The organism is Pseudoflavonifractor intestinihominis (assembly GCF_040096055.1).
Taxonomy (GTDB): Bacteria; Bacillota; Clostridia; order Oscillospirales; family Oscillospiraceae; genus Pseudoflavonifractor; species Pseudoflavonifractor intestinihominis.
In genome coordinates this window covers 13,472-28,058 of the sequence record NZ_JBBMFK010000014.1, presented here as the reverse complement: position 1 = coordinate 28,058, position 14,587 = coordinate 13,472, and the positions used below count along the sequence as shown (strand labels likewise).

Genomic DNA, 14,587 nt, shown 5'->3' with positions numbered 1-14,587 from the left:
GGGGCGGGCTGTCCAGAGGGACGGCCCGCCTTTTGCACCCGCCGGAGGTATGCGCCCGGCATATTGCGCCCCGTCCGGCGGGACGGTACAATGGATGACAGCGGAGCGAAAAACGAAAAGCGGATAGGGCGGAGGCGCGCAGGGCTTTATACCCCGCGCGTCTCTGTTTTTCCACAAAAAAGAAATGAAAAGTGGAAAAAGGGATTGCAGCGGCGGGGGAGAGCTCATATAATTTTTTCCAGGGAAAAAGGAAAGAGAGGGTACGGCATGGAGATACGGCAGCTGAAATATTTTCTCTCGGCGGCAAAGCACCTGAGCTTCACCACCGCGGCGCAGGAGTGCTATATCGTGCAGTCGGCCATGAGCCAGCAGATCGCGGCCCTGGAAAAGGAGCTGGGCGTGACGCTGTTCGAGCGGGGCGGCAGGACCATGGCCCTGACGGCTGAGGGACGGGCCTTCCGGCAGGAGGCGGAGAAGATCCTCCGCCAGGTCACCGAGTCCACGGTGCTGGTGCAGACCATCTCCTCCGGCTACGGCCGCACCCTCCGGCTGGGATGCCACGGCAACCTGCTCCACCGGGAGCTGGTGTCCGGACTGGCCAGGCTCCACCGGGAGAAGCCGGACCTGCGGGTGCTGGTGTTCCAGGACATGGCCGTGCGCCTGCTGGAGTCGCTGCGGGACAAGGAGCTGGACTGCGTCATCTCCACCTGGTCCCCTGAGCTGAAGCTGTCCCGCTGGCTGGAGTGGCAGGTGCTCCGGGAGGAGAGCGCCCGGCTCATGGTGCCGGCCGGGCACCCGCTGGCCGAAAAGGAATACGTGACCGTGGAGGAGATCGCCAGAGAGCCCATGATCCTCCTCAACGGCAGGGACAAGCGGGAGCACCTGATCCGCTGGGCGGACAGCGGCAACCCGGTCCGGGTGTACTGCTACGCCGAGGACCCGGGCAGCGTGGAGGTCATGGTGGCCGCCGGCTTCGGCGTGTCCCTGTGCATGGAGAGCGCCTGCCGCCCCAGGGAGGGAGTGGCCTATGTGGACGTCCAGAGCACCCACCGGGAGAAGATCGCGCTGATCTGGAACCGGGGAGAAAAGGAGCAGGCAGTGGGGGAATTGCTGTCAGTTTTACAGATAGATCCATCAGAAATGATAATTTGAGTTTTGATAACAATCTCTGTATACTGAGTATGGTAAATTTTTAACACAATCGGCCGGGTGCACACGGCCGCTGTGGAAAGTACCAGCTCAGGAGGAGAGAACGATGAAAAAACACAGTATCCTTGCGTGCGTGCTGGCGGGCGCGCTGCTGCTGGGTGGCTGTACGGCTCAGCCCAGCACCACGACCCCCAGCGAGAGTCAGACCGCCGGGATCTACACCCCCGGCACCTATGAGGCCACTGCCAAGGGCTACGGCGGCGACGTGACCGTCACCATGACCTTTGACGCCAACAGCATCACCAACGTGGAGATCGTGGGTGACAGCGAGACCGCCGGCGTGGGCTCCAACGCGGTGGAGCAGATGCCCCAGCAGATCCTGGACGCCCAGAGCTCCGAGGTGGACGGCGTGTCCGGCGCCACCTTCACCAGCACCGCGGTGCGCACCGCCGCGGCCAACTGCATCGCCCAGGCCAAGGGCGAGGACAGCACCGCCGACGTGACCGCCAAGATGGCCCCCGGCACCTATGTGGGCCAGGGCACCGGCTTCCGGGTCAGCGAGCCCATCACCGTCAGCGTCACCGTCAGCGAGGATAAGATCGAGGACATCCAGGTGGACCAGGTCAACACCTCTGAGAAGCCCGCCATCCTCCAGTCCGTGGTGGATCTGATGCTGCCCCGTATGCTGGAGTACCAGTCTGTGGCCGTGGACGCCATCACCGGCGCCACCGCCAGCAGCAACGGCGTGAAGCAGGCCGTCACCGACGCCCTGACCCAGGCCCTGGAGGCCGGCGGCTCCGATGCCTCCGCCATCAGCGCCTTCCAGACCGTGCCCCCCAAGAGCGACGAGACCGTCACCCTGGACACCGACGTGCTGGTGGTGGGCATGGGCGGCTCCGGCGTGGCCGCCGCCCTGAGCGCCGCTGAGAACGGCGCCTCAGTCCTGGCCATCGACAAGGCCGGCAAGTACGGCGGCACCTCCGCCCTCACCAGCGGCCCCATGGCCATCAACGTGCCCAGCCAGGTGGCCTCCGAGATCGAGGACTGGCCCAACCCCGTGACCGGCCAGACCGAGACCAAGCCCGCCGGTCAGGACCTGATCGACGCCGAGGCCCTGTACCAGGACTGGCTCAACTACACCACCGTGGACGGCGTCCAGACCGCCAAGCCCGAGATGATCCGCATCATGATCGACGAGAGCGGCGAGAGCGTGGACTGGCTGAGCAAGTACGGCTTCTCCTTTGACCCCGCCATCGGCTTCGCCGGCAACACCTGGGCGGCCTTCACCCCCTACACCGGCGCCAAATCCCTGACCGAGAGCTTCTACGCCTCCGCCATGAAGGACTTCACCGAGGACATGGGCGGCACCTACATGCTGGAGACCGAGGCCTATGACCTGATTTACGATGAGGACACCAACCAGGTCACCGGCGTGCTGGCCCGCAGCACCGCCGACGGCACCGAGTACGTCATCAACGCCAAGGCGGTCATCCTGGCCACCGGCGGCTTTGCCGGCAGCGCCGAGATGGAGGAGAAGTACCTCACCAATGACTACTACCCCCTGAAGGGCGCCTGGAAGCAGTTCGGCATGCACCAGAACGACGGCAAGATGATCCAGGCCGCCATTGACGACGGCGCCGGCACCTACAACATCAGCGTGCCCCCCATGGTCCATGTGGGCGGCGTGGACGGCTTCCTGTCCGGCTACGAGGCCGTGCCCATCGAGGGTGAGATCAGCAGCTCCACCGGCCGTCCCGCCGTGTGGTCCGTGGCCGACATCCCCCTGAACATGGCCATTTCCTCCAACACCCTGGCCGTGGGCGCCGACGGCAAGCGCTTCACCAGCGAGACCGCCCTGTCCATGTTTAACCCCTGGATCTCCGGCCCCCACTTCTACAGCATCTGGGGCGACGAGCAGATCCAGAACCTGATCGCCAACGGCTTTGACGAGGTGCCCTACGGCCCCTCCACCAACTACCTGGGCTACGGCAGCAGCATCCCCGCGGGTGTGCCCCTGCCCGAGACCGAGGAGATCCTCCAGGCCGCCATTGACGCCGGCTATGTGTACAAGGCCGACACCATCGCCGAGCTGGCCGAGAAGATGGGCTTTGATTCCGACGTGCTGGAGGCCACTGTGGAGCAGTACAACAGCTACTGCGCCAGCGGCGTGGACGAGGAGTTCGGCAAGGACGCCCAGTATCTGGACGCCGTGGAGGGCGGCCCCTACTACGGTATCGTGGGCTCCTCCTACTGCTACTCCACCTGCGGCGGCCTGGATATCAACACCAACTTCCAGGTCCTGAAGACCGACGGCGAGACCCCCATCGGCGGCCTGTACGCCGTGGGCACCGACTCCATGGGCGTCCTCTTCACCGAGGCCAAGGCCTATGTGACCTACGGCGGCGCGGCCCAGGGCTGGGCCTTCACCTCCGGCCGTCTGGCCGGCGCCGTGGTGGCCGAGGCTGTGGCCGCGGAGTAAACCGCAAATACGCGCAAATAGGTGCAAAAAGTCCGGACCTTTCACAGGTCCGGACTTTTTTATGCGTTTTTTCATGTCCGGGGCTTCGTCTCCTGATGCGGTCATTCCTGGGGCACCGGGATCTCGAACTCCTGCTGGCCCATGGAGCCGGGGGCGATCTCGTACTTGGCAAAGACCACCACCGGGTTGCCGGCCTCATTGATGTAGAAGGGCTGGTCGTCGGCAATGGACTGGAAGCCCTCAATGCCGTTGGTGCCGTCAAAGTACACGTTGTCCGGGTCCTGACTCCGGCGGGCGATCTCCTCCGCGATGACCTGGTTGGCGATCTCCCTGTAGTCCGGGCCCAGCAGGTCCTGGAGGGTCAGGTCCTCGCCGGTGGCCAGGTCGATGTTGTAGCAGAAGAACTCGGTGTAGGCGCTGGCCTTGGTCTCGGTCTTGAGGATGACAAAGGACAGGTATTGGCTGTTCCGGCACTTGACCTCGTAGTCCACGTCAATAACCACCGGCATAAAGTCCGCCGGGTCGCCGCCGGTGGCCACAAAGGCCTCCTTGTCCTCCGCCGCCCGGGCCTGGGCCTCCTCCAGGACGGCGTCCATGCGGTCCTGGATCTCCATGTTGACCCGCTCTTCCAGGTCGGCGTTGCCCGTGTCCTCCACGGCGGGCAGGCGCACGTCGATGAGCCGCTCCTCGTCGGCGATGGAGTACTCGGTGACGGTCACCACCCGGGCCAGGTCCCCCAGCACGGGCACCTGATATACCGCGCTGGCAAAGGCGGGGCTGGCGTTGACCAGCAGCACAAAGCTGGCGCAGCAGGCGGCCAGGGAGGCCAGGGTTCTGCCCTGCCAGCGCCGGCGGCGGCGCCGCCGATCTCCCTCCCGCAGGGCGGAGGCCACCACAAAATCCAGCTCCGGGGGAATCTCCACCGACTGATAGCGGTCCTTTGCCGCCTGGAATTTCTCATTCATCGCGCAAATCCTCCCCTGTCATGTCCCGCAGCTTCCTGAGCGCCTTGTACAGCCGGGATTTTACCGTGTTCAGGTTGGCGTCGGTGGCTCGGGCAATCTCCTCCAGCTTCATGTCCTCGAAGAACCGCAGCTTGATGACCGCCTGTTCCCTGGGGTCCAGCCGGTCGATGGCGTCGTACAGGTCCAGCCGCTCCCCGGGGTCACGGCCGGCCGGGGCGCTCTGCTGCTCCAGCTCCTCCAGCGGCAGGATACGGCTGGTCCGGCGGAAGTAGTTCATGCTCTCGTTGAGGAGAATCCGGTAGAACCAGGTCTTGAGATAGGCCGGTTCCCGCAGGGTATCCACCTTGGAGAGGGCTTTGACAATGCTCTCCTGGACCACATCCAGCGCCGCGTCCCGATTTTTGACATAGCTGAAAGCCAGGCGGTAAAAATCCTCCTGGTGCGAGACGATATAGTCGGCGAGCAGCCGGCGGATGTCCGGGTCCCGTGACTTCAAGGCGGAAAAATCGCTCCTTTGCGCACAGCCCCCGCATCCCGTCTCTCTGTTCATTAGACGGGATGCGGGGATGAAAAGTTTTCGGAAAATATAGTTTTAAGGAAAAGACTTACTTCAGACCCTCCACAGCGGTCTTGACGGCGTCGGCGTCGTTGGCCACGGCCAGCAGCACGCTGGTGCCACGCTGCTCCAGCACGGCGTTCTCCAGCTTGGGCACCTCGGCGGGGGCGTAGTCCTTATAGGTGGCGGCCATGTCCTCCAGGTAGGTCTTGAACATGTCCACGGCGGCCTTGGCGGAGGCCTCGTCCTTCCACACCGTCACCGACACCTGCTCGGCAAAGCCGGAGGCGGAGTAGGCCTTGGAGGCGGTGAGGGCGGAGTCGTCCAGCCCGTAGCCGGAGAAGTCGTAGAGCTGGGCGGCGTCCAGCTCGGACAGCTCCACCGAGAAGGCCCCGGAGTCCAGCACCGCCTGGGTGGCGGCCTCCGGGTCAAAGGGCGCGGCGGCGCTGTCCGCCGGCGCGGAACAGCCCCCCAGCAGCAGGCAAACCGCTGCCGCCAGGATCATCAGCTTGCTGAAAGTGCGTTTCATCATTTAAGCTCCTTCCTGGTCCGCTGCCGTCTGACCCGCCCAGTAGAGCTCAGGGTCCACGGTGTGGATTTTCAGGTAGTCGTACCATTTTATGTAGTAGTCCTTGGTAAAGTGGACGCCGTCGGTGGTGCCCTCTCTGGGGAGAATACCGCTCTCGTCCACCAGGGCGGCGTTGACGTCCACCAGCACCGCGTGCTTTTCCGTGGCGATATTCTCGATAATGCCATTATACACCGCGATCTGCTCGTTTGTCACGTAGTAGGGCTGGTTATTGGCCTTACATTTTTCCGGATTCACCGACACCAGGTTCTGCAGGTAGATGACCGCGTTGGGCTGGATGGCCCGGACCTGGTCCACCATGTCGGCGTAGGCCTTGGCAAAGCTGTTGTCGTTGAAGTAGCCCAGCTCGTTGACGCCCAACATGATGTACACCTTGCCGTACTGCTTCAGGGCCAGGGCCTCCAGCATGGTGTACTTCTGGCCGTCAATGCGGATGCACTCCTTGGTGCCGATCTCGAAGACGGTGACGCCGGTGTGCTGGATGAAGTCGGCGCCGGGGATGCCGCCGTACAGCCGCAGGCCGTCGGTGCGGGAGTCCCCCAGGAACACCGCGTCGTCAAACCAGCTGTCGTCCACCGGGGCCGTCTCGGGGGCGGGCTTGGTGAAGTCGTAGGACCCGGACAGGGCGGAGCCTTCGGCGGGGGCGGCGGGAATGGTGGGGGGCACGATGGCGATGTCGCTCTCCTCCGGCTCGGGCTGGGAGGTGGAGGCGGAGGGGGCCGTCTCAGATGGGACGGGAATGGTCTCGGAGGGGGTGGGCTGGATCTTCTGGGTGGGGGCGGGGGAGACGGTGTCCGAGGGAGCGGGGGTCTGGGACTGCGGGGGCACGCCCCCCTGGGCCTCGGGCTTTGGGCCTAGGAAGACCACAAGGAGGACAAGGGCCACGAAAACCGCAGCCACCGTGAGCAGGATCACGGGGGCCGAGGGGCCGCTCCGGCGGCGGGGACGGCGGGGACGGCGGGGGGTAGGGGAGGGCGCGGGCGTACGGTACTGGGAAGACATATGAAGAGCTCCTCTGTTTCTTTCTCTTTTATGGCGTGGAAATGGGTGGAAAGCGGTCAGGCGCCGCCCACAATCAGGTGGAAAACCTGGTCAAAGGAGCGGGCCTCAAAGGTGGGGACAATGTCCGGCCTGCCGGGCAGACCGTTGGGGTTGTACCAGATGGAGTCCAGACCGGCGTTGACGGCGCCCAGAATGTCGGCGGTCAGGCTGTCGCCCACCACCACGATCCGGGCGGACTGGGGCAGGGACATGGCGGAGCGCACCGCGTCGAAGAACTGGCGCTGGGGCTTCTGATACCCCACCTCCTCCGAAATGAAGAGCCAGGGAATCAGCTCCTTCAGGGGGGAGCGGTCAAACCGGCCCCGCTGGGCGGAGGCCACGCCGTTGGTGACGATGGCCAGGGTGCAGCTGGGGGCCAGGCGGCGGCACAGGTCCTCCGCGCCGGGCAGCAGGCACCCCGCCTCGGCCAGCCGGGCCAGGTAAAAGGTGTTCATCTCCGCCGGGTCGTGATGTCCCCCCAGGGCCCGCTGGAGAGCGGCGAACCGCTCCACCACCAGCCACTCCCGCTTCACCTCGCCCCGGTCGAACCGGGCCCACAGGTCCCGGTTCACGGCCAGATAGCAGCTCCGAGACTGGTCGTCCACCGGGTAGCCGTACTCCGCCAGGGTCAGGTCCAGGGCCTGGGCCTCGGCGGCGTCAAAGTCAAAGAGGGTGTTGTCCGCGTCGAAGAGCACCACGTCGTATGGCTGTCTCATGCCCTTACGCCTCCTTCCGCTTCTTGTGGCGGCGATAGAAATAGCTGTGGATGAGCCGCACCAGGGAGGACACCAGCAGCACGCCCACCGCCAGGGACCCGGCCAGGCCCAGGGTGTGGAACAGCACGTCCAGGAACAGATCGGTCTCGCCGTTGATGGCGTGCTCCATGGCGTAGTAGATGCCGCCGCCGGGCACCAGGGGGAAGAAGGCCACCAGCAGGTAGGCGGTCACCGGGCACTTGCGGATGCGGGCCATGACCTCCGAGTAGGCGGAGATGAACACCGCCGCGGCAAAGGACTGGAGCAGGTCGCTGTGGAACATGGGGGCGGTGACCAGGTAGACCAGCCAGCCCAGGCCGCCGCCCACGGCGCAGATCAGGATGCCCAGGCCGTGGATATTGAACAGGACGGAGAAGCCGATGCAGGCCACAAAGGCGCACAGGCAGGGCAGCAGATAGGTCTGAAACAGTTCCATCACACCGCACCTCCCCACAGCAGCCGGGCCAGCCACAGGGACACGCCGGTGCCCAGGGCGATGGCCATGCCGATGAGCAGGGCCTCGGCGGTCTTGGAGATGCCGGCCACCATATCCCCGGCCATAATGTCCCGCATGGCGTTGGTGAACAGCACGCCGGGCACCAGGATCATCAGCGCGCCGATGGTGATGAAGTCCACGTTCTGACCAAAACCCACCACCCGCAGGCCCAGGGCCAGCAGGCCGGAGACAGTGCCCCCGGCCACGGTCTTGAAGAACAGGTTGGTGCCCAGGTGGGACAGGAAGGTGAGGCACAGGCCGATGGCCAGTCCGCACAGCCCGCCGCACAGGGCGTCCCGCCAGGTGCCGCCGAAAAAGGGCACAAAGGCCGCCGCGCCCACAAAGTAGGCCACCAGCTGGACAGGGAAGGAGTAGGACTGCCGGGAGGAGAGCAGGTCGGCCATCCGCTTCTCGGCCTGGTCTATGGGCGGCGTCTCGGCGCACAGGTGGCGGCACAGGTCGTTGCACCGCTCCAGCTGGTAGATGTCGGTGCCGTGGCTGGGCATGCGCCGCACCCGGGTGAGCACCTGGCCCTCGGGGGTCACCAGACTGGCGATGATGCAGTTGGGGATGGCGAACACCTCGCCGGTGGTGAGGCCGTAGGCCTGGAGCAGGCGCTGGATGGACTCCTCCACCCGGTAGATCTCCGCGCCGCTCTCCAGCAGGCGGTAGCCCATTTCCATGGACAGATTCAAAAGACGATCGTAATCCAAAGAGAGTCCCTCATTCATATTCAAATGCTTGCGGACGCTCCGGAAAGGGGATACAGACATTGGACGGGAAACCGGGGAAAAAAGTTGTCCGGAGCGGCGAAAAAATTTTTACTGGGCGGTGTGGGCGGGGGCGGAGCCGCCGTGCATGGCCTGGTGCTCCCGGGAGAGCTCCTGGCACAGCTGGGCAAAGGTCCAGCCCACGTTGGTGGGGGTGAGCATGGCCTTGTGGGCGATGGTGGGCACGCCCGCCCGCTTCAGAGCGGAGAGCAGGGCGTCCAGCCGCTGGCGGGTGAAGCCGGAGAGCACCAGGGCGGGCTCCGCCGGGGCGTCGGGCACGGCCACGCCCTCCTCCCGGGGGGCGAAGCCCTTCAGACCAAAGAGATGGCCCACCGTCTCCCCCACCTGCTCCGGGGACACGGGGTGGACCCGGACGCCCCGGACGGCAAAGGCCTTCCGGGCGGCGGCGAAGAGGACGGGATCGGGGCAGTACCAGAGGACAGATTCCTGATTGGGCATGAGAAAACCTCCTGAATATCCGGATTCCGGACGAAAATGTGAAAAATAAGGGGGAAAACCGGCGTCAGCGCCGGTTGCGGCGGTCGTTCTGTTTTAGACTGTAGAAGCGGCGCTTGGCCTGGTACATCAGCCGGCCGGCCTCGTCCAGCTGCTCCTTGGGACAGCAGTTTTGCCCCCGCCAGCACAGGCCCACCGAGCAGCTGATGCCCTGTTCCGCCATGCCGGCCTGGACCGCCTCCACGGCGGAGCGGAAGGCGGCCTCGTCCAGGGCGCTGTCCACCACCACGAACTCGTCGCCGCCGGTGCGGTAGACCCGGCCGTCAAAGCGCTGCCGCAGCTGTTCCGCCGCCCGGCGGAGCAGCTCGTCGCCGGCGCTGTGGCCCAGATGGTCGTTGGCCTCCTTCAGGCCGTTCAGGTCAAAGCAGGCCACCCCCAGGCGGGAAAAGGCCGCCCGGCTGTCCGCCACCTGGCTGAACTTGTTCCGGTTGTACACCCCGGTGAGGGCGTCCTCAAAGCTCATCCGCCGGAGGGCGGCCGTCTGAGCTGCAATCTGCTTTTTCTGGGCCTCAATCTGCTCCTGGAGGTACTGGTAGGACTGCCGGGCCATCTTGACCGGGAAGCCCACGTCGTCCTCCACCATCTCCTCGTAGGGGTTGGAGATGTGGATGTGGCAGCAGCGCAGCCCCCGGTCCGTCCGGCGGAACACAGTGGTGATGCGCTGGTGCACCCGCAGGCTGATGCCGGTGGAGGGGTCGGTGGCGATCCACATCCGGCCGGCGCACAGCCAGGCGTCCGTCCCCAGGGGCAGGGTGCTGTAGGTCTCACCGGAGACGTTGCACCTGGGCACCTGGCCGGCAAACCGGCGGAAGATCTCCGCCACGGTGTCCAGCCCCGCCGCGTACTCGTTTTCCGCCGTGCCCAGCCACACAATGTCCCGGTCCATCAGCGCGATGATGGCCTCCACATCGTTTTCGCAGTAGTGCTTGTGCCCCATCAGGCTGGTGAGGGCCTCCGCCTCCTGCCCGCCGGATGGGGCAACGGGTCGTGTCAACGCCATCGCGCTCCTCTCAAATCGTTATGGGAAAGAAAATATTATGCCTCTCCCCGGATCAGCTCATAGGCCCGGTCCATGGCGTCCTCCGAGGGACAGAGCACATCGGGCGTGATGGGCTCCCCGGCCTTCTCCTGGTCAATGCGGCACCACTTTTTGTAGGAGACATTGAAGCGCAGTCTGGAGTTGGGCAGCAGGAACCGGAGAAGGTCGCCGTAGCTGTCGGGCAGATTGCCGCAGGGTTCCCCCACCAGGGTGCCCAGGTCATTGTCCGCCACCAGCATGGCAAAGTCCATGCCCGAGCTGAACGTATTCAGGTCGGTCAGCACATAGAGAGAGCCGTCAAAGGTGGGCTCCGCCCGGTCGTTGACATACACCTGGTCCCTGTACCACTTCAGATACCAGCCGTACCGCACCGCGCAGTCCCAGGCGCGGTACTGGTCCACGTCCAGATAGCGGAGAAATTCGTTGGCCACCAGGGAATTGCCGCCGGTGTTGCCCCGCAGGTCCACGATCACGTTCTCAATGCCGAAGGAGTCCACCCGCCGGAAGAAGGTGGCCACCGTGGAGCAATACTCCTCATCGTAGACGCAGGAGGTCAGGGTAAAGACGGCCACGTTGTTCCGGGCATCCATGATGTAGTCGGGCTTCGGGTAGCCGCCCGAGCCCTCCAGCGGGGCAAAGTCGAAATGGATGGTCTGCACCCCGGTTTCGGTCTGGAAGGTCATGTCCACCCCGTTGGAGGTGTCCACGCCGCAGGTGCGCAGCACAGGCTCATAGTTGATGCCGTAGGTCCAGAAATTGTGCTCAACGTATTCATCCAGCTCAAAGGAGGAGATGGCCTTGTAGGCCGCCAGGACCTCCTCGCTGGGCACGCCGTTGATGGTCAGAGGGAGGCCTAACTGGGCAATGGTGACGCCGGTGTCAATATAGTAATAGGGCGCATCAGGGTCGGGCCGCCAGGACACGGTGGTGTGCGCGTCCCGCAGGGAGGCGGCCACCCCGGCCGCCAGACGGTAAAACTCCAGCACGGAGATCTCATCCCCGATGGAGGAGCGGGCCTGCTGATAGGCCTCCTCTGCCACTGCGTCTTTTCCCGAGCCGTCCAGCCAGGCCGGGTGGCGCTCCCGCAGGCAGGTCATCAGGTAGTCCAGGTCCTCCCGGGCCTGATCTCCGGTCAGAACGTCCTCCAGAGTAAGGGAGGGCTCGTCGGACTGCACCGTCCCCCGGTATGGGTCGATATACAGCGGGGAACAGACCCACAGCAGGGCCGCTGCCGCCAGAACAAGGACCAGCACAACAAAAACGGCGATGATAACGCGCCGTTTTCCCTTTTTTCGTGCAGATTCACGTGCCATCATGAGACCTCCTATGTTTGTTGTGCGTTATTTAAATATTCCTGTATATGTTTTTGGCAAGTGAAATGATTGAGGATTTTAAATCTTCTTTTTTGTCTGCGGCCTTTTTTGCGGCCTCCAGATAGGCGTCAGGGTTAGCCTGGCGCAGCAGATTTACAGCATCCCATTTTTCGTTCGAGCGGTTTAAGTAATGCTCTCTTGCAGCCCGATAGCTCGGCAGTTCCATCGCCTCGGCAATCAGAGATTTAAGCTGCTCGTCCGGCAGATGCCCTATGCCTTGGCAAATATAGCAAAATGTCCAGCCTGCCAGTTCAGAAAAAAGAATATTCTCTAATGTTGAGCGCGGATATTCCGGATGTTTTTCAATAAAGCTCAGTTGGTAATGTTTTATTATGTTAATATCTTGCAGCGTGCGGAGCGAAAAGCGGTTTGTTCCGCCGCTTCCCTGACGATATACATACAATGTATCAGGAATAAAGGAAAAACTTCTGCATGTTTCTAACAGATACATGTTCATAACCTGATCATCGCCCCAAAAAAGGCGTTCTGCTTGATTAGCAGGGGGAAGGTTGTTCAAAAGACAATGATGATAAACCTTGTTAAAGACGATAACTTTTAAATTGGCTTCATCCCAAAAACTGCACAAAAGTTTTGGATATTCCTGCTTCATAAAGGCATCTCGGTCTAAATGAATGTCTGCCCGAACAGTCCTTTGAGCTTTCCGCAGATGATTGTACTTCTTAGAGTATCCAAACTGCATTGCATCGCAGGGATGAGACTGGAGCTTTTTATAGATAATTGAAAAAGCCCGACTGGAGGCATAGTAATCGTCTGCATCACAGAACATTACATAGGTTCCCTGAGCGCGCTGGGCACCATAGAGCCTGGTCTGATAGGAACCGCCGTTTGTTTTTTTCAAATAACGAATCCGACGGTCTCGGGCAGCATACCGAGCGCATATGTCTGCTGTGCCATCAGTAGAGCCATCATCCACAAGCAAAAGCTCGTAGTCCTGAAAAGTTTGCGATAAGATAGAGAGAATGGTTTGGTCTAGATAGGCCTGAGCGTTATACATCGGAACAATGACGGACAGCCATGGTGTGGAGATACCTATATCGGAGCATATTAGCTTATTCATATACCTGCCTCCTATATTTAATGCGAAATATAATTCCAGTTTCTGCACATATATAGTTAAAATATTATATAGCCGGGTTCTGAATATAACTCTACCTACTTCTGAACGTCAAAAGCGACACTGTCTCGACTTGTTCTTCGTTGTCCAAACTGATACTCATATCTTCCTCAATGATCGGCAGCTTGAATTTGATGGATTTGAGCCACTGACCATTGGGCTGGCGCTCCGGGTAAATCTGAATCTCAGAAATCAGCATCTCCATCAGCTGCCGCCGTTCCACTTCATTCATCATGCCATACAGCTTCTCAAAGTAAGTCAGCACTTTATAGATATTGTCGCCGGTCAGCTTTTCCGCCTCGATGGCCTGCTTTTTAGCCCTGGCCGCAATCAGCAGAGATTCGGTATCTTCAATCTTATCATACATCTTGTAGAGCCGGTCATCAAGATCTGCCTTGCGCCGCACATAGTGCCGGTCATCCGGGTCGAGAGAGTCAATTTCTTCCGCCAGCTTAGATTTAACGGAATAGTGCTGGCGAAGCTGCTTCTCGTAGTTTGCAATCTCCTGGTCAATGGCGGCAGTATCCACTTTCCTATTGATTTTTTCCTGCATCATGGCAGCAAACTTCGGATTGCTCACCAGCTTTACAATGACTTCCGCCACTGCATCGTCCAGCAATTCTTCCCGAATTTGTTTTTTGTAATCGCATTTATGCCCGCGTATCATGGTACGGTGCTTGCATCCGTAATAATAAAAATCCTTATACTTGGTGCCATCCGCTTTGTGCTTAATGCTTTTGTTCCCATACATTCCTGCCCCGCAGACTGGGCACTTTACAATGCCAGAAAGAAGATGTACGTGCTCGTCTTTCCCGCGATTGACGTGTTCGTATCTCTTCGCCTGCGCCAGAAGTTTTACCTGTGCCGCCTGCCAGACTTCTTCCGAAACAATAGGCTCATGCACCCCATCGGCCAACAGGTAATTGTCCTGTTCCACCAGTTTGTATTCATTTCTGGTGCCGCGTACTTTTTCCATCTTGCGACGGCCATAGGCGATTTTCCCGCAGTACACTGGATTTTTCAAAATCAAGCGGATCAGATGTGCGTCAAACAGAGGATTCTTCCCGTTCTGTCGAGGAATTTTACGGATGCCATGATTCTCCAGATATTTTGCAATTCCATTTGCGCCCATGTCCGTATGCACATATTGGTCATAGATAACGCGGATTGCCTCCGCTTCTTCCTCATTGATCGTCAGTTTCCCATCCACCAGCTGATACCCATAGGGAGCAAAGCCTCCATTCCAGCGGCCCTCCCTTGCCTTTTGAATGCGGCCCTCCATGGTTTGGACACGGATATTTTCACGCTCAATCTCCGCCACAGCAGACAGAACAGAGATCATCAATTTGCCCGCGTCTTTGGAAGAATCAATGCCATCCTCCACACACACCAGATTGACGCCAAAATCCTGCATGACCTGAAGGGAAGAAAGTACATCCGCCGCATTTCTGCCAAAGCGGGACAATTTGAACACCAGAACATAGGACACCCCATCTTTGCCGGATTTGATATCCTCCATCATCTGGCTGAATTGTGCTCTGCCTTCAATAGATTTTCCGGATTTTCCTGCGTCCTCATATTCACCGACGATCTCATAATCGTTATAGTCTGCGTAAGCTTTCATTTTGGCCTTTTGCGCATCCAGCGAGTAGCCGTCCACCTGCATAGCGGTGGAAACTCTGGTATAGGTGTAAACTTTTATCTTTTCTTTTTCCATCTGCCTG

At 61.0% G+C, this 14,587-nt stretch carries 14 protein-coding genes; 2 read left to right on the top strand and 12 right to left on the bottom strand.

All coding sequences use genetic code 11. The features are described from left to right. Positions 1-267 precede the first annotated feature (267 nt). Positions 268-1,152: a LysR family transcriptional regulator gene (locus tag WMO64_RS09700; protein ID WP_294520358.1), complete on the top strand. Its 885-nt coding sequence runs from the start codon at positions 268-270 to the stop codon at positions 1,150-1,152. A 103-nt stretch (positions 1,153-1,255) separates the two neighbouring features. Beyond that, positions 1,256-3,628: an FAD-dependent oxidoreductase gene (locus WMO64_RS09695; protein ID WP_349231838.1), complete on the top strand. Its 2,373-nt coding sequence runs from the start codon at positions 1,256-1,258 to the stop codon at positions 3,626-3,628. A gap of 101 nt (positions 3,629-3,729) precedes the next feature. Here the strand turns inward: WMO64_RS09695 and WMO64_RS09690 are convergent, their stop codons facing one another. From WMO64_RS09690 to WMO64_RS09635, 12 genes are all read right to left on the bottom strand, one after another. Beyond that, on the bottom strand, positions 3,730-4,593 hold the full coding sequence (locus tag WMO64_RS09690; protein WP_294520351.1) for a DUF3298 and DUF4163 domain-containing protein: 864 nt from the start codon (positions 4,591-4,593) through the stop codon (positions 3,730-3,732). Continuing rightward, the gene (sigV, locus tag WMO64_RS09685; protein ID WP_349231837.1) at positions 4,586-5,089 is read right to left on the bottom strand and encodes an RNA polymerase sigma factor SigV; all 504 of its coding nucleotides are present in this window, start codon (positions 5,087-5,089) and stop codon (positions 4,586-4,588) included. Before sigV ends, WMO64_RS09690 begins: the two co-directional genes overlap by 8 nt. Positions 5,090-5,198: 109 nt before the next feature. Continuing rightward, positions 5,199-5,681, bottom strand: coding sequence for a DUF4358 domain-containing protein (locus tag WMO64_RS09680; protein WP_349231836.1), 483 nt, complete (start codon positions 5,679-5,681; stop codon positions 5,199-5,201). Beyond that, positions 5,682-6,740, bottom strand: a complete 1,059-nt coding sequence (locus WMO64_RS09675; protein WP_349231835.1) for a GDSL-type esterase/lipase family protein — start codon at positions 6,738-6,740, stop codon at positions 5,682-5,684. Positions 6,741-6,796: 56 nt separating this feature from the next. Continuing rightward, entirely contained in the window at positions 6,797-7,495 is a 699-nt protein-coding gene (locus WMO64_RS09670; RefSeq protein ID WP_349231834.1) for a YjjG family noncanonical pyrimidine nucleotidase, read from the bottom strand. A 4-nt stretch (positions 7,496-7,499) separates the two neighbouring features. Next, positions 7,500-7,970, bottom strand: coding sequence for a threonine/serine exporter family protein (locus WMO64_RS09665; RefSeq protein ID WP_294520334.1), 471 nt, complete (start codon positions 7,968-7,970; stop codon positions 7,500-7,502). After that, positions 7,970-8,743, bottom strand: coding sequence for a threonine/serine exporter family protein (locus WMO64_RS09660; RefSeq protein ID WP_294520331.1), 774 nt, complete (start codon positions 8,741-8,743; stop codon positions 7,970-7,972). Before WMO64_RS09660 ends, WMO64_RS09665 begins: the two co-directional genes overlap by 1 nt. 108 nt (positions 8,744-8,851) lie before the next feature. Continuing rightward, positions 8,852-9,259: a DUF3783 domain-containing protein gene (locus WMO64_RS09655; RefSeq protein ID WP_349231833.1), complete on the bottom strand. Its 408-nt coding sequence runs from the start codon at positions 9,257-9,259 to the stop codon at positions 8,852-8,854. 64 nt (positions 9,260-9,323) lie between these two features. Continuing rightward, positions 9,324-10,310: a sensor domain-containing diguanylate cyclase gene (locus WMO64_RS09650; protein WP_349231832.1), complete on the bottom strand. Its 987-nt coding sequence runs from the start codon at positions 10,308-10,310 to the stop codon at positions 9,324-9,326. A gap of 41 nt (positions 10,311-10,351) precedes the next feature. Then, entirely contained in the window at positions 10,352-11,671 is a 1,320-nt protein-coding gene (locus tag WMO64_RS09645; protein WP_349231831.1) for a S41 family peptidase, read from the bottom strand. A gap of 28 nt (positions 11,672-11,699) precedes the next feature. Beyond that, a complete protein-coding gene (locus WMO64_RS09640; RefSeq protein WP_349231830.1) occupies positions 11,700-12,806 on the bottom strand; it encodes a glycosyltransferase family 2 protein in 1,107 nt (368 codons plus the stop codon). A 91-nt stretch (positions 12,807-12,897) separates the two neighbouring features. Continuing rightward, positions 12,898-14,580: a recombinase family protein gene (locus WMO64_RS09635; RefSeq protein WP_435412063.1), complete on the bottom strand. Its 1,683-nt coding sequence runs from the start codon at positions 14,578-14,580 to the stop codon at positions 12,898-12,900. Positions 14,581-14,587: the final 7 nt, after the last annotated feature.

What these genes read in the sequence shown, in the direction of transcription:
- WMO64_RS09700 (WP_294520358.1), top strand. Translation starts at nt 268, where the DNA reads ATGGAGATACGGCAGCTGAAATATTTTCTCTCGGCGGCAAAGCACCTG.
- WMO64_RS09695 (WP_349231838.1), top strand. Translation starts at nt 1,256, where the DNA reads ATGAAAAAACACAGTATCCTTGCGTGCGTGCTGGCGGGCGCGCTGCTG.
- WMO64_RS09690 (WP_294520351.1), bottom strand. Translation starts at nt 4,593, where the DNA reads ATGAATGAGAAATTCCAGGCGGCAAAGGACCGCTATCAGTCGGTGGAG.
- WMO64_RS09680 (WP_349231836.1), bottom strand. Translation starts at nt 5,681, where the DNA reads ATGATGAAACGCACTTTCAGCAAGCTGATGATCCTGGCGGCAGCGGTT.
- WMO64_RS09675 (WP_349231835.1), bottom strand. Translation starts at nt 6,740, where the DNA reads ATGTCTTCCCAGTACCGTACGCCCGCGCCCTCCCCTACCCCCCGCCGT.
- WMO64_RS09670 (WP_349231834.1), bottom strand. Translation starts at nt 7,495, where the DNA reads ATGAGACAGCCATACGACGTGGTGCTCTTCGACGCGGACAACACCCTC.
- WMO64_RS09665 (WP_294520334.1), bottom strand. Translation starts at nt 7,970, where the DNA reads ATGGAACTGTTTCAGACCTATCTGCTGCCCTGCCTGTGCGCCTTTGTG.
- WMO64_RS09655 (WP_349231833.1), bottom strand. Translation starts at nt 9,259, where the DNA reads ATGCCCAATCAGGAATCTGTCCTCTGGTACTGCCCCGATCCCGTCCTC.
- WMO64_RS09645 (WP_349231831.1), bottom strand. Translation starts at nt 11,671, where the DNA reads ATGATGGCACGTGAATCTGCACGAAAAAAGGGAAAACGGCGCGTTATC.
- WMO64_RS09640 (WP_349231830.1), bottom strand. Translation starts at nt 12,806, where the DNA reads ATGAATAAGCTAATATGCTCCGATATAGGTATCTCCACACCATGGCTG.
- WMO64_RS09635 (WP_435412063.1), bottom strand. Translation starts at nt 14,580, where the DNA reads ATGGAAAAAGAAAAGATAAAAGTTTACACCTATACCAGAGTTTCCACC.